Raw genomic sequence first — 13,106 nt, 5'->3', positions numbered from 1 at the left:
TATGAAACGTTGTGATACGCCCGGCCGAGCCGCGGCCCGGTACAACATGGGTTCCGCAGAACTCGACCCGGCCGGCCATGATAGAAACTGCCCGCATCTACATAGGTTTCGACAGCAAGGAAGTCGCCGCCTATCACGTGCTGTGTCAGAGCATCCTGGAAAAGAGCTCCATCCCCGTTTCCGTCACCCCGGTCGCCCTGGATCACCTGGAAGGCGTCTTCGCCCGGGAACGCAATCCGCTCCAGTCGACCGAGTTCTCGTTCTCTCGCTTCCTGGTGCCTTACCTGAGCGGTTTCCAGGGCTGGTCCCTGTTCATCGATTGCGACACGCTGGTGCGCACGGACATCGCGGAACTCTGGGCCTTGCGGGACGAGCGCTTTGCCGCGATGTGCGTCAAGCACGACTACCGTCCCAGAAGCGAAACCAAGTTCCTGGGACAGGTCCAGTCCAGGTACGAGAAGAAGAACTGGTCCAGCGTCCTGCTCTTCAACAATGCGAAATGCCGCAGGCTCGATCCCTACTATGTGAACACGGCGACCGGGCTGGACCTGCACCAGTTCAAGTGGCTCGAGTCGGAAGACCTCATCGGCGACCTCCCCGCCGCATGGAACTGGCTGGTCGCCGAATACGACTACCGTTCCGACGCCAAACTGGTGCATTTCACCACCGGCGGCCCTTACTTCGACGAACACAGGAACGACGACTACGCGGACGAGTGGTTCTCCACCCGCGAGCGTCTCCTGCACGTCAGGCAGCGCGGCCGGTGACGCACGCCGCGCGCTCCGCGTTCCACAAGGGAATTCCCGTGGCGCGCGACACCTGCGGATCGGCGGTGAATACCGGCCGCCCCGCATCGAGCAGGCGTTGCAGGATGATCCGGTCCATGCGCACGTGCAGCCGCGCCAGGCCCGCATCGTTGTAGGCGTGTCCGGCCGAACCCGGATCGATGCCGGCGATGATGACGGCAGGAGCGCCGTGATGCAGCGCATACAGCACGGCGTTGATGCCGTTCGAGCACTTCGACTCGGCGTCGATCTCCAGGGAATGCAGGCCCGCGACCCTGTCGAGCAGCGCCATGCGCTCATAGCGGTCGACGATGTAGAGGTGGTCGTAGCGGTAATCGAACGACGCCAGCCCGCGCTCCAGCCGCTCGCGTTCGTTCTTGCGCCATAGCAGCACGTAGAGCGCGCGCGTCCGCCGCCCGCTCAGGACCCGCCGGACCTCCCGCGCATTGTGCGTCGTGCCCTCGATCTGGTTGAACATCATCATCGTGATGTCGGGCACCTCGATGCCCCAGCGCGCGGCCACGGACTGGGATCCGTTCACGGTGATGACGGTATAGCGCCCATCCAGGCCCTCCGGCCGGTTGGCCTGCGGCGCGGAGCCGACCACGACCACCGGACCCGTGATGTCGAAAGGCAAAGGCGGCGGCGCGGGCCGGGTCAGGCGGTACTTCATCCATCGATACAGGCGCTTCTTGGCATCGATCAATTGTTGCCGCATCGTGCTTTCCGCCATCGTCAGGCCTCGGGCAGCGCGATGCCCGTCGCCCGTTCCAGCTCGCGCAGCAATTCGTCCTGGAAAGCCGCGTCGAGCGCGGCGGGATGCGGATCGAGCCGCTGCTGGTGGTGCCAGTATCCGCCGCTCGCGCCGGCGCGCGGGTCCGTGCCGGCAGCCAGCCACTCCTGGGTCAGGTGGCCCAGGCGCAGGTCGCCGGGCGCATTGGGGCCTCCCATCTTGGTCGGCACCCACCCCGGATCGACCGCGCTGCTGACGATGCCCGGCCACAGCCGGGCCACCGCCATCGCCAGCGCCGTCACGAACAGCTTGCTGTCCGAGTAGGACGCCGACTCGCCATGCCCGCGCCAATCCAGGCCGTCCAGTTGGGGACGGCCGTCGAAATGCATGCCGCTGCTCAGGTACACCAGGCGATCCGGCCGGGCAATGAGCGCCGTCAACACATAGGGCGCGACCACATTGACCGGCAGTATGTGCCGCCCGGTATAGACCCCGGCGTTGTGGATGACCGCATCCATCCGCCCCAGGCGGTTGACCTGGCCGGCGACGTCCTCGGCCTGCCCCGGGTCCGACAGATCGCCGGCCACCACCCGGGCGCCCCGGCTCACCAGGTCCTGCACCGCATCGAGCCGCTGCCGGCCGCGCACGTGAAGCACGACCTCGTGGCCGTCCGCGAGCAGCGTGCCGGCCGCGGCCTTGCCCAGCCCGTCGGCCGAGCCCGTGATGAAGATTCGAGACATTGCCAGCTCCTATGGGAATCAGGACACCATTGCCGCCAGCGCATCGGCGGCCCGTTGCAGCCCGCCCAGGATGGTGTCCGCGACACGCGGCGAAAAATCCCGGGGTAGCGCCGCGTGGGCCTCGGCGATGGCCGCGGGGGTACGCGACAGGATTTCTTCGATGATCGGCCCGGCCGTCGGCGCATAGCCAACCTTCCGTGCCGTACTGTCGAAATGCCGGCGCTGGATGCCGTGCATCTCATAGTGCCGGTTCTTGCCCAGCAACGCCATCGCCAGCTTGATTTCGCGGCTGGACCATTGATTGGCCCCCTCGCCCAGCACCGGGTAGGCCGACATCACGTCGTACAGCCTGGTCAGCCGGAAGCGACCGCGCGGCAGGAGATGAATGCTGAAATTCTTGGCGTGGCCGTCGGGCGCGCGCAACAGCCAGAACAGCACTTGCGCGGCCATCAATGTCTTCATGTCGGCATCGGGGCTCACCGACTGCCGCAGCGTGGCGAACAGGGTCTTGAGCCCCGGCCCGCCCTCGTTTTCGTACTTGCGCAGCGGCGGGCATCCGGCCACCTGGCAGAAATCCTCCTGCGGCAGCCGCATGATCCACCGGCCGTCCGGCGCGACGCGCCGGTCGAAACGCTCGACGACCAGCACGCGCTGCCTGCCGAAGGTCGCGATGTCGGCATGGGCGGCATCCAGCCCATAGGCCTTGAGCAGCCGCAGGCACAGCCATTCGTTGTCGACCGAGGTGGTGAAATCCGCCCGCCGGCCGCCCATCAGTCCCAGCGGCAGCTTGAAGATGTGGGTGGTGGGAGTGGCGCCGCGCGGCGCGTGCCATCGGCCGTCCCACCACAGGAAAGCGGTCTTCTCCTGCGCGCCCGCCAGTGAAATGCGGAAGTCGGCATCCGGATCCCCCTGGGCGCCGAAGGCGCGCGGCGACACCGTCTCGATCAGATGCCGCTCGATGTCCTCGTCGGACAAGGGCACGCCTTCAATGCGGTCGTGGCCGTCCGGCGTCTCGTGCTCGTCCAGTATCTGCACCGCTCCCACGCAGTCGCTGCCGACTGCCTTCAGGAGATCGAAGGGATCCGTCGAACCGGTCCGGAAGCGCTCGGCCACGCGCCTGCGGATCACGTCGCTGTCGGGCAGGAGGTTGTCGAAATAGTTGGCGACCCTCTCGCCCTTCAGGGGCAGGCCGTGCAGGTTGAACGGCAGCGACAGCGAAAGCGGCCGGCCGATGTCGGCCCCCGTCCAATCCGGGTCGTAATGCAGTTCCATTTCTCCCCTCGCGGGGATCGTCCAGCGGCCGACGCGGATGCCGTTGGCCCAGATGAACAGGCTGCGGCCATGCGATCGACGACCCATGTCACCAGTCCGCGTGTACAGTGGACGGTGGCGCCTGGCCGCCGCGCGGCCCCAGGGTCAATTCCAGCCCGAGCGCGGCACACCAGGCCAACAGTTGCTCCAGGCTCAGCTCATGGGCGTGCAGTTCCAGGTGGGACACCCGCGACTGGCTCAGGCCGATGCGGCCGGCCAGGGCAGACTGGGTCATCCCCTGGGATTTGCGCGCGGCCTGCAGCACCGTGCCCAGTTGCGTGGCGGTCGCCAGGACTTGAGGTGACATGGACATGGCAAATACCTGAAATCCGAATAAATTCATAATATTTGCGGTACAGGTATATGTCAATTATCCGGATTTCAAATATTTCCCGATTGTCCTTCCCATGACCGAGCACGCCGCCATCATCGCCACGCCCCAGCCACGCACCCGGGAAACCCTGGCCGCCGACCTGTCACGGCTGGGTGTCGCCCCCGGCATGACCCTGCTCGTACATTGCGCCATGAGCCGGCTCGGCTGGGTCTCGGGGGGAGCCGAGACCGTCGTGCGTGCCCTGCTCGATGCCGTGGGCCCGGCCGGCACGCTGGTGATGCCCGCGCAGTCATCGCAGTTGAGCGATCCCGCCAACTGGCGGGCGCCCGCCGTCCCGCCCGCCTGGATAGCCACGATCCGGGCCACGCTGCCGCCGTTCGACCCGCGTACCACCCCGACGCGCGGCATGGGCGCGGTGGCGGAACTGTTCCGGAACTGGCCCGGTGCCCGCCGCAGCCCCCACCCCCTGTGCTCCTTCGCCGCGCTGGGCCCGCTGGCCGGATCGATCACCGCCACCCACGCCCTGGAAGATCCTTTCGGCCACGGCGGGCCGCTGGGGCGCCTGTACCGGGAACGCGCCGGCATCCTGCTGCTGGGCGCCGGCTTCGGTGCATGCACGGCCTTCCACATGGCCGAGACCCTGGCCTCGCCCCCGCCGCCCAGGATCGCCGAAGGCGCCCCGCTATGGGTGGACGGCCAGCGGCGCTGGGTGGCCTTCGACCTGCCCGCCGGCGATGCGGACCGTTTCCCGGCCCTGGGCGAGACGCTCGTCCGGCTGGGCCTGGCCAGGACTGGACAGGTCGGCTCCGCGTCCTGTCACCTGCTGGACCTGCGGGCGGCGGTAGATGCGGCGGCCAGGCTCATGACGGAAACACCCCGCTGAACCCGGGCCGGAATTTTTTTCCGCCACCGATCCGTTTCCCCTGTCCGATTCGTCTTGGGAGTACCGGACACAGCCATGCCGGTTCCAACCCGAAGGAATCTCCGCCATGACCACCGCCCCGCAGCAACCCGTCACCCTTCCTGCGCCTCCGGGCCTAGTCGAACTGGCCCTGGGTCTCGGGCGAGACCTTGGCGCCCACCAGGTAGACCACCGCCAGCAAGGCCGAGGTGATGGCCAGGACGTGGGGAATGTCCTGCGGCGAGCCGCTCAGCAGCGAGACCACCGTGGGCATCATGCCGCCGACGGCGAAGCCGATGTTCCAGGACAACCCCGTGCCGCTGGCGCGCATCTTGGCCGGGAAGCGTTCGTTCAGGAAGATCATGACCGGCGCGATGATGGCCCCGCCAAGCAGGGCGATGGCCGAGGCGATCATCGTGATCTGTAGCAGGGACGCGGGCTTGGCGATGAGCAGGAACAGGTACGGCAGCAGTACCAGGCAGAAGACGCCCAGCGCATAGAACGTCTTCTTGCGGCCGATGACGTCGCTCAGGGCGCCGAAGGCCAGCGCGCCGACGATCGTTCCCACCGAGCTGATCATCAGGATCAGCGCCGAGCTCTCGTGCGGCACGTTCGCCACCAGCTTCAGCAGCGTCGGCAGATAGCCTGCGGTGATGTAGTAGGTCGCGCCGCCGCCGAAGGTGATCAGCAGGTTGACCAGCAGCACGTTGCGATACTCGCCCGCGAACAGCGTCTTGAGCGGCGAAGCCTGCCTGGCCGCCCCGTCCTTCTGCCTGGCCCGCTCGGCCTGGATCTTCTTGAAGGAAGGCGTCTCGTCCAGCAGCCTGTACATCACCAGGCCGAAGACGGTGCTGATCAGGCCCGAGAAGAACATGACGCGCCAGCCGATCTGGTCGAAACGGTCGCCGGGGAAGACGTAGGACAGCGCGAAGTACACGATGGAGGCCATCAGGGCGCCCATGCCTGCGCCGCCGCTGCCGACCAGTCCCGACATCAGGCCACGGTGGCGCGGCGCGATCGACTCCGTGCCTATCGTATGCGTCGAGGCCACGATACCGCCCACGAACAAACCCTGCACGATGCGCAATACCAGGAAGACGATGGGAGCGATCACCCCGGCCTGGTGGATGGTCGGCAGCAGGCCGAATGCCGCCGTGCTCAGCCCCACGCCCACCATCGAGATCATCAGCGCACGCTTGCGGCCGTGCTTGTCGGCATAGGCGCCGAACACGGCCGACCCCAGGGGCCGCACCAGCAGCGCCACCGCGAACGAGGCATAGACCGCGGCCAGCGACAGGGTGGGCTTGTCCGAAGGAAAGAACAGCCGCCCGATGATGGGCGCCACATACAGCAGGATGAACAGGTCGAACAGGTCCAGCGCCCATCCGAAGGTGGACGCCAGGCCCGCCATGAAGGCCTTGCGCGACTGCGCGGGGTCGGCGGCCGAGTCGCGCGGTCCCGCGCCCGGAACGGTATCCGTGGTCGTATTCATGATGTCTCCGTTATTGGAATCGTGCAGCGTTCCGGCTTAGCGGCCCGTCCACTGCGGTTTACGCTTGGCGTGGAATGCCTCGACGCCTTCGCGGAAATCCTCGGATGTGCGCAGGCGGCTGTAGCAGTGCCCCTCGAGCTCGATGGCGATGGACACCGGCGAGTCCTCCGAATCGTTCAGCAGCTTCTTGACCGTGCGCTGGGCCAGCGGCGAGAAACCACGCAGTTCGTCCACCAGTCTGTCGGTGGCGGCCTCGAGCTGGTCATCGGCCACGCACTCGACCACGAAGCCCCAGTCGTAGGCCTGCTGGCCCGGAATGCGGCGCGAGCGCATCACGACGTCCTTGGTGCGGGCGATGCCGATCATGCTTTGCAGGCGCGCCGATCCCCCCGATCCGGGAATCTGCCCCAGCTTCTGCTCGGGCAGCGCGTACTGCGCCGTGACGCTGGCGATACGGAAATCGCAGGCAAGCGAGATCTCGAATCCCACGCCGAAGCAGTAGCCCCGGTTGGCGGCGATCACCGGCTTGGAGCAGCGGGCCGGCGCGGCGATGTTCCAGGCCAGCTTGGAAACGTGTTCGGGGCTGGCCTCCAGGAAGCCGCGGATGTCGCCGCCGCTGGAGAAGTGCTCGCCTTCGGCGCGCAGCACGATCACGCGCACGCGCGGGTCCTCGTCCAGCGCCTCGAACACCAGGCGCAGTTGTTCGCGCTCGTGCATGGTGATGATGTTGAACGGAGGACGCTTCAGGACAATGTCGGCGCGCTCGCGCTCCGCGTCGACGATGACGTCGAAGCCATCGAGTTGTTCGAGCAGGCCGTGGGCCGGATGATTGAGCTTGGGCATGGAGATATCCTTCATTGGGTCATGCACGGGATTTCGGAATCAGGAACGGTCCGGCTCGAATTCGCCGGCCGTCAGCTTGCGGCGCAGGATCTTCCCCACGGGGGACTTGGGAATCTCGCTGACGAAGACGTATTCCCGCGGACGCTTGAAATTGGCGAGATCGGTGCCGCGGCAATAGGCATCCAGCGTCTCGCCGTCGACGGCCTCCTTGCGCTTGACGAAGGCGACGACGCGTTGGCCCCAGCGCTCGTCGCGCAGACCCGCGACGGCGACCTCGTCCACGCCGGGATGCAGGGACAACACCGACTCGATGTCGACCGGCGAGATGTTCTCGCCGCCGCTGATGATCATGTCGTCCACCCGCCCGGTCACGTGCAGTTCGCCGTCCTCGTCCAGATAGCCCGTGTCGCCGGTGAAATACCAGCCGCCGTGCAGCGACTTGGCGTTGGCGTCGGGCCGGTTCCAATAGCCTTCGAACGCCTCGTCCCCGGCCAGGTCGGCGATGATCTGCCCCTCCGTTCCACGCGGCGCGAGATCGTCGGGATCGGTCGTCTCCAGCCGCACCAGGCGCAGGCGCGTGTTGATGCCCGCGCGTCCGGCGCTGCCGGGCTTGCTGCGCGCATCGGGGTTGACCGCCATGGTGTAGACCTCGGAGCTGCCGTAGTGATTGACGAACAGCTCGGGCCGGAACGCCTCGTCCAGGCGCAGCAGCAGCGCGTCGTGCATGGGCGCGCCGGCGAAGCCGAGCTTGCGGACGCTGGAGATGTCGGTGCTTGCGAAATCGGCGTGCGCCAGCAGGTCGTGGTAGAGCGTCGGCACCAGGTACAGGTTGCTGACCCGCTCACGCTGGATCAGCGCCAGCGCGGTTGCCGGCGAGAAGCGCGGCAGGCACACGAAACACCCGTCCACCAGCGCCATGGCCAGCAACGACCGCACTCCCATGGTGTGATAGAGCGGCATCACGCCCAGCGTGCGCTCGCCTATCCCGTACTGGTTCTGCGCCACGTGGCCCAGCGCGGCCGCGCGCTCCTGGCGATGCCGGCGCGGCACGCCCTTGGGCTTGCCGGTCGTCCCCGACGTGTAGAGCATCAGCGAGATGTCGTCCGCCGTGGCGCGCGGGCCAGCCGTCCAGGGCCGGGCGGCAAGCAGGCCGTCGTATGCATGGGTCGCGTGGGCGTCCGCGCCGACCACGATGCGCGGCACGCCGGCGGCCTCGGCGGCCTGCGCCACGGCTTGCGCGCTGGCCTCTTCGTAGACGATGGCCCTGGCCGAGGCGTCGACCAGGCAGTAGTCGATTTCCTCGGGCTTGGCGCGCCAGTTCAGGGGCGTGACGATCACCCCGAGGAACTGGCAGGCCCAGTGCAGCGTCGCCATTTCCAGGCGGTTCTGCAGGACCACGAGCAGATGGTCGCCATGCCCGAGCCCCAGGTCATCCAGCCCTTGCGCCACGCGCAGGATCTGCCCCAGCCACTCGGCGTAGGTCAGGCGGATCTCGCCTTCCACGGCCGCGATCGCCTCCGGGTTGCGCTCCACGCTCTGCAAGAATGTACGTCCCAAATCCAGCATCAGATGCCTCCTTCTATGTGTTCTTGTTGCGCGAGGCGGCCACGTCCAGGACGGCCTGCACGATGGGGGTGTAGCCCGTGCACCGGCACAGGTGCCCCGAAAGCATGTCCCGCACCTGCTGCTCGGTCGGATCGGGCACGCGCTCCAGGAAATCGGCGCACGACATCAGGATTCCCGCCGTACAGAAACCGCATTGCAGCGCGTGGTGCCGCCGGAAGGCCTGTTGCAGATCGCCCAGTTCGCCGTCCCGCGCCAGGCCTTCGACCGTCTCCACTCCGCGGCCGTCCACCTGGACCGCCAGCGTCAGGCAGGAGCGGCTGGCCACCCCGTCGATGCGCACGGTGCAGGCGCCGCACACCCCGTGCTCGCATCCCACGTGGGTGCCGGTGGCGCCCAGCTCGTGCCGCAGGAAGTCCGACAGCAGCATGCGGCTCTCGGCCGTGCCCTCGCGCCGCCGGCCGTTCAAGGTGCAGCGGATGCGATGGGTCTTTTCCGTGCTCATGCGGTGTCTCCTTGCGCCCGGGCAGCGGCCGTGGCGATGGCCCGGGCCGCCAGTTGCCGCACCAGCCGCCGGCGGTACGCGGCACTGGCGTGCGCGTCGTCCTGCGCGCCCAGCGTCCAGGCAAAGTCATTGATGGCGGTTTCCAGTTCCCGCTGCGGCAGGCGCGGCCATTGCACGACGGTCGGCCGGTCCGCCACGCCGCCCACGCCCAGCCGTATCGCATCCTTGCCGACGGCGGCCGCGCAGGCGGCGATGGCGAAATCCCCATGGCGCAGCGAAAACTCCTCGAACGCGTAGCCCGTGCCCGCCGCACGCAGCGGATAGCGCACGCAGGCAATCAATTCGTCGCTGGCGCGGGCCGTCGTCAACATGCCCTGGAAGAAATCCCGCGCCGGCAAGGTGCGGCGGCCGCGCCTGGATGACAGCACCACTTCGCCACCCAGCAGCGCCAGGCACAGCGGCAGCTCCGCACTGGGGTCGGCGTGCGCCACCGAGCCGCACACGGTGCCCCGGTTGCGCACCTGGAAATGCGAGATATAGGGAAACGCACAGGCCAGCAGAGGCACTTCGCCGGCCAGGCCCGGCCGCCACTCCACGCTGGCCTGGGTGGCCGCGGCCCCCACTTCCAGCATTCCGCCCGCCACCTTCACGTAGTCCAGCGCCTCGCAGCGCGAGACATCCAATAGCACCGATGGCTGCGCCAGGCGCATGTTCAGCACCGTGATCAGCGACTGCCCTCCCGCCAGGATGCGGGCCTCCTCGCCATGGCGAGCGAGCAGCTCGCAGGCCTGCGCCTCGTCCTCCAGGCGCACGTAATCGAAAGCCGCGGACTTCATGCCGCCCCCTTCCATCCAAACAGCGCCAGCAGCTTGCGCCACCAGCGGCGCGGCGCGGCGGGCGTAGGCTGCCCGCTGGCCTGCCGGCCGAGTTGTTCAAACAATTGCGCCAGGACGATCTTGGCCGCCCCTTCCAGCATGCGGCTGCCGACCGCGGCCACCTTGCCGCTGACCTCGGCGCTGTAGTCGTAGACCAGGCGCGTGCCGCCTTCGCTGGGCTCGAGCCGAACCTTGCCACTGCCACGCGCGGCGCCCAGCGACGAACTGCCCGAACCGGCCAGGCGCAGTGAATGCGGCGGATCCAGCTCCGACAGCTCGATGTGTGCCGCGTAGCGGGCCTTGATCATGCCCACGCCCACCGTCACGTCGGCGCGATAGCGGTTCTCGCCCACCGCTTCCAGCGAATGGCAGCCGGGTACCACCTTGGCCAATGCCTGCGGATCAAGCAGCACGTTGAAGACGACCTCGGGCGCCGCGGCGATCTGCACGCTGCCCGTGGCGGACAAGGCCTTGCCCGATCCGCCGCCCGGCGCCGCGGCGCTCGCGGGCGGCGCCGAAGCCGCTTGCGCGCCGGCGCTGGGCGGCGGATCGTCGAACCCGATCAGTTCCATGATCTTGAGCGGTGTCAGCGGCAGCCTGACGTCGCAGGCGCCCCGGATGGGCGCCAGGGCATCGGCGACGGCATTGGCCACGCATACCGGCGTACTCATGTTGTTGCCCTCGCCCAGGCCCTTGGCCCCCAGCGGCGTGAACGGCGACGGCGTCTCCAGGTGGACGATGACCGGGTCGGGCACCTCGCAGGTCGTCGGCACCAGATAGTCGGCGAAGGTGCCGGACTGGAAGCTGCCGTCGCCCGCATAGCGGAACTCCTCCATCAGCGCAGCGCCCAGCCCCTGGGCGAAGGCTCCGCGGATCTGGCCGTCCGCCAGCGCCGGGTTGAGCAGCTTGCCCGCATCGTGCGTGGTGACGTAGCGGTCGATGCGTACGCGTCCGGTATCGCGGTCGATCTCGACCGCGCAGATGTCGAAGGCGAACCCGTAGGCCGCCGACGTATTGACGCGGTCCTGCTCGTCCGGGGCGGTCAACTCGGGCGGGGTCCAGAATTCGGTCACCCGCAGGCTGGGCGACTCCCCTTCCGGCAACTGTCCCGGCGCCCAATGCGCGGTGCTGGCCGCGCGTGCGAATGGCAGCATCTTGCCCGGCGCGTCCGGCAGCCCCACCTTGCCTCCCGCGAACACCACGTCGGCCGGATCGCATCGGAGCTGATGCGCCACGATGCGCGCCACCTTGTCGCGCAGCCGGCTGGCCGCCAGGTGCACGGTGCCTGCCACCGCGCCGGCAAAGCGGCTGGAGTAATTGCCCGCGGCGACCGACCAGGCATCCTTCTGCGTATCGACATCCACATTCACGGCCACCTGCTGCGGCAAGAGGCCGAACACGTCCGCGACGACCTGGGCGCATACGGTCATGTGCCCTTGCCCGGCAGGCGACGAAGCCACGACCACCGTCACCCCGCCCAGCGGATCGATGCCGACGGTGGCGCTGGCGATGGCGCCGTTCTTGGGTCCGGCCTTGGCGCGCTGCTCCGCCGTCATGACCGTGCTGATGTAGCCCATGTTGGAAATGGACGGCTCCACGATCGCGGCATAGCCGATGCCATACAGCCGCCCCTCGGCCCTGGCCACGTCGCGCCGCCGCAGGAGTTCCTCCAGCCCGCCTTGCCGTTCGGCCATCTCCAGGGCCAGCGGATAGTTGCCGGAATCCAGCAAGGCGCCGGCCGCGGCGCGGTACGGAAACGCCTCGGGCGGCACGAAGTTGCGCCGGTACACCGTCAGCGGATCGATTCCCAGTTGCTGCGCGATGCGCTGCATCAGCCGCTCCAGCGCGAAATACACCTGGGGGCCGCCGAAGCCGCGCACCAGCCCGGCGGGCGTGCGGTTGGTCAGCACCACGCGGTTGCGCACCTTCAGGTTGGGGATGGCATAGGCACCCGTCAGGCAGCCGTGCATGCGATAGAACGTGGCTGGCTCGGGGGCGCGCAGATAACCGCCCACGTCGTCGAACTGGTCGTAGGACAGCGCGCTGATCCGCCCCTCGCCATCCACGGCGGCCTCGATCGTGCACAGGCGGGAGGTCGCGGACGTCGCGGCCACCAGGTGCTCCAGGCGGTCCTCCACCCACTTCACCGGCGCGCCCGCCTTGCGCGACGCCAGGCACATCAGCACCACGTAGGGAAACACGCTTTGCTTGACGCCGAAGCTGCCGCCCGAATCACGAGGCAGCTTGTGGCGCAGGCGCGTGCCCGGGATCTTCAGCGCCAGCGCCATGACCGAATGCAGCGAATACGGCCCCATGAAGTTGGAGCTGACCTCGTAGCCATCGTCGCCCGCCAGGTGCTCGGCGATCACCACCGCCCCTTCGATGGGCGTACACGAATTGCGAGGGTAGTGGACGGTCAGCTGGACGCGGTGCTCGGCCGAGGCGAAGGCGGCGTCCGGCTCGCCATAGCTGAAACTGCGGTCGCTGACGATGTTGCTGCCCACCGCCGGATGCAGCACCGGCGCATCCCCGGCGATGGCCGCCTCGATCTCCACGGCCACCGGCAGCACCTCGTAGTCGACGCGGATCAGTTCCAGCGCATCCTCGGCGACATAGCGGTCCTCGGCCACCACGACGGCGACCGGCTCGCCAACATAGCGCACGCGGTCCTGGGCCAGCGACCAATGCTCCATGGGCGACTTCACGCCCACGACGAAGGGCTGCGACCAGCGCTTCACGTCGGCGCCCGTCAGTACCGCCCTGACGCCCGGATGGGCTTCGGCGGCCCCCGTGTCCATGCCAAGCACCCGGGCATGGGCGTGGGGGGATCTCAGGATGGCCGCGTGCAGCGTGCCCGGCTTGACCGGGAGATCGTCGCCATAGGCGCCGCGCCCCGACAGCAGCGCCGCGTCCTCGACCCGTTCCTGCCGGCGCCCGACGAACGGCGCATCGGCCGTGGCCAGAACGCTCGCGTCACTCATGCAAGCACCCCATGTCTCTTCCTCCTGTTCCCTGCATGCCGCC

At 68.2% G+C, this 13,106-nt stretch carries 12 protein-coding genes; 2 read left to right on the top strand and 10 right to left on the bottom strand.

The annotated features are described in order from the left end of the window. Positions 1–77 precede the first annotated feature (77 nt). Entirely contained in the window at positions 78–767 is a 690-nt protein-coding gene (locus N5K27_RS23350) for a glycosyltransferase (protein WP_087840025.1), read from the top strand. Here N5K27_RS23350 and N5K27_RS23345 read toward each other — a convergent pair. From N5K27_RS23345 to N5K27_RS23330, 4 genes are read right to left on the bottom strand one after another with little or no spacing between them, the layout of a single operon-like run. Further along, a complete protein-coding gene (locus N5K27_RS23345) occupies positions 748–1,503 on the bottom strand; it encodes a membrane-anchored protein (RefSeq protein ID WP_087840264.1) in 756 nt (251 codons plus the stop codon). The genes N5K27_RS23350 and N5K27_RS23345 overlap by 20 nt on opposite strands. Before the next feature lie 17 nt (positions 1,504–1,520). Continuing rightward, positions 1,521–2,258, bottom strand: coding sequence for an SDR family NAD(P)-dependent oxidoreductase (locus N5K27_RS23340; protein WP_087840024.1), 738 nt, complete (start codon positions 2,256–2,258; stop codon positions 1,521–1,523). 18 nt (positions 2,259–2,276) lie between these two features. Further along, complete coding sequence (locus N5K27_RS23335) at positions 2,277–3,617, bottom strand: type II toxin-antitoxin system HipA family toxin (protein WP_279819367.1); 1,341 nt, start codon at positions 3,615–3,617, stop codon at positions 2,277–2,279. Position 3,618: 1 nt separating this feature from the next. Continuing rightward, a complete protein-coding gene (locus tag N5K27_RS23330; protein WP_279819365.1) occupies positions 3,619–3,882 on the bottom strand; it encodes a helix-turn-helix transcriptional regulator in 264 nt (87 codons plus the stop codon). Positions 3,883–3,976: 94 nt separating this feature from the next. Between N5K27_RS23330 and N5K27_RS23325 the strand changes: the two genes are divergently transcribed. Next, complete coding sequence (locus N5K27_RS23325) at positions 3,977–4,786, top strand: AAC(3) family N-acetyltransferase (RefSeq protein WP_279819362.1); 810 nt, start codon at positions 3,977–3,979, stop codon at positions 4,784–4,786. 154 nt (positions 4,787–4,940) lie between these two features. On the opposite strand, the gene N5K27_RS23320 is transcribed toward N5K27_RS23325, so the two are convergent. The 6 genes from N5K27_RS23320 to N5K27_RS23295 are packed head-to-tail and all read right to left on the bottom strand — an operon-like array spanning position 4,941 to position 13,063. Then, complete coding sequence (locus N5K27_RS23320; protein ID WP_087840020.1) at positions 4,941–6,296, bottom strand: MFS transporter; 1,356 nt, start codon at positions 6,294–6,296, stop codon at positions 4,941–4,943. Between the two features lie 36 nt (positions 6,297–6,332). Continuing rightward, positions 6,333–7,139, bottom strand: a complete 807-nt coding sequence (locus N5K27_RS23315; protein WP_087840019.1) for an enoyl-CoA hydratase-related protein — start codon at positions 7,137–7,139, stop codon at positions 6,333–6,335. A gap of 39 nt (positions 7,140–7,178) precedes the next feature. Further along, positions 7,179–8,705 carry an AMP-binding protein gene (locus N5K27_RS23310; protein ID WP_132978805.1) on the bottom strand — a complete coding sequence of 509 codons (1,527 nt, stop codon included), beginning with the start codon at positions 8,703–8,705 and terminating at the stop codon, positions 7,179–7,181. Positions 8,706–8,718: 13 nt separating this feature from the next. Beyond that, positions 8,719–9,207, bottom strand: a complete 489-nt coding sequence (locus N5K27_RS23305) for a (2Fe-2S)-binding protein (protein ID WP_279819355.1) — start codon at positions 9,205–9,207, stop codon at positions 8,719–8,721. Beyond that, entirely contained in the window at positions 9,204–10,043 is an 840-nt protein-coding gene (locus tag N5K27_RS23300; RefSeq protein ID WP_279819353.1) for an FAD binding domain-containing protein, read from the bottom strand. The genes N5K27_RS23305 and N5K27_RS23300 overlap by 4 nt, the downstream gene beginning before the upstream one ends. After that, complete coding sequence (locus N5K27_RS23295; protein ID WP_279819350.1) at positions 10,040–13,063, bottom strand: molybdopterin cofactor-binding domain-containing protein; 3,024 nt, start codon at positions 13,061–13,063, stop codon at positions 10,040–10,042. Before N5K27_RS23295 ends, N5K27_RS23300 begins: the two co-directional genes overlap by 4 nt. Between the last annotated feature and the right edge of the window lie 43 nt (positions 13,064–13,106).

This window comes from Pigmentiphaga sp. GD03639 (genome assembly GCF_029845405.1).
GTDB lineage: Bacteria > Pseudomonadota > Gammaproteobacteria > Burkholderiales > Burkholderiaceae_B > Pigmentiphaga > Pigmentiphaga daeguensis.
This window is presented reverse-complemented; position numbering and strand designations above follow the sequence as displayed.

Excerpts from the sequence above, each read along its gene's own strand:
- N5K27_RS23350 (WP_087840025.1), top strand. The coding sequence starts at position 78 with ATGATAGAAACTGCCCGCATCTACATAGGTTTCGACAGCAAGGAAGTC.
- N5K27_RS23345 (WP_087840264.1), bottom strand. The coding sequence starts at position 1,503 with ATGCGGCAACAATTGATCGATGCCAAGAAGCGCCTGTATCGATGGATG.
- N5K27_RS23340 (WP_087840024.1), bottom strand. The coding sequence starts at position 2,258 with ATGTCTCGAATCTTCATCACGGGCTCGGCCGACGGGCTGGGCAAGGCC.
- N5K27_RS23335 (WP_279819367.1), bottom strand. The coding sequence starts at position 3,617 with ATGGGTCGTCGATCGCATGGCCGCAGCCTGTTCATCTGGGCCAACGGC.
- N5K27_RS23330 (WP_279819365.1), bottom strand. The coding sequence starts at position 3,882 with ATGTCCATGTCACCTCAAGTCCTGGCGACCGCCACGCAACTGGGCACG.
- N5K27_RS23325 (WP_279819362.1), top strand. The coding sequence starts at position 3,977 with ATGACCGAGCACGCCGCCATCATCGCCACGCCCCAGCCACGCACCCGG.
- N5K27_RS23320 (WP_087840020.1), bottom strand. The coding sequence starts at position 6,296 with ATGAATACGACCACGGATACCGTTCCGGGCGCGGGACCGCGCGACTCG.
- N5K27_RS23315 (WP_087840019.1), bottom strand. The coding sequence starts at position 7,139 with ATGCCCAAGCTCAATCATCCGGCCCACGGCCTGCTCGAACAACTCGAT.
- N5K27_RS23310 (WP_132978805.1), bottom strand. The coding sequence starts at position 8,705 with ATGCTGGATTTGGGACGTACATTCTTGCAGAGCGTGGAGCGCAACCCG.
- N5K27_RS23305 (WP_279819355.1), bottom strand. The coding sequence starts at position 9,207 with ATGAGCACGGAAAAGACCCATCGCATCCGCTGCACCTTGAACGGCCGG.
- N5K27_RS23300 (WP_279819353.1), bottom strand. The coding sequence starts at position 10,043 with ATGAAGTCCGCGGCTTTCGATTACGTGCGCCTGGAGGACGAGGCGCAG.
- N5K27_RS23295 (WP_279819350.1), bottom strand. The coding sequence starts at position 13,063 with ATGAGTGACGCGAGCGTTCTGGCCACGGCCGATGCGCCGTTCGTCGGG.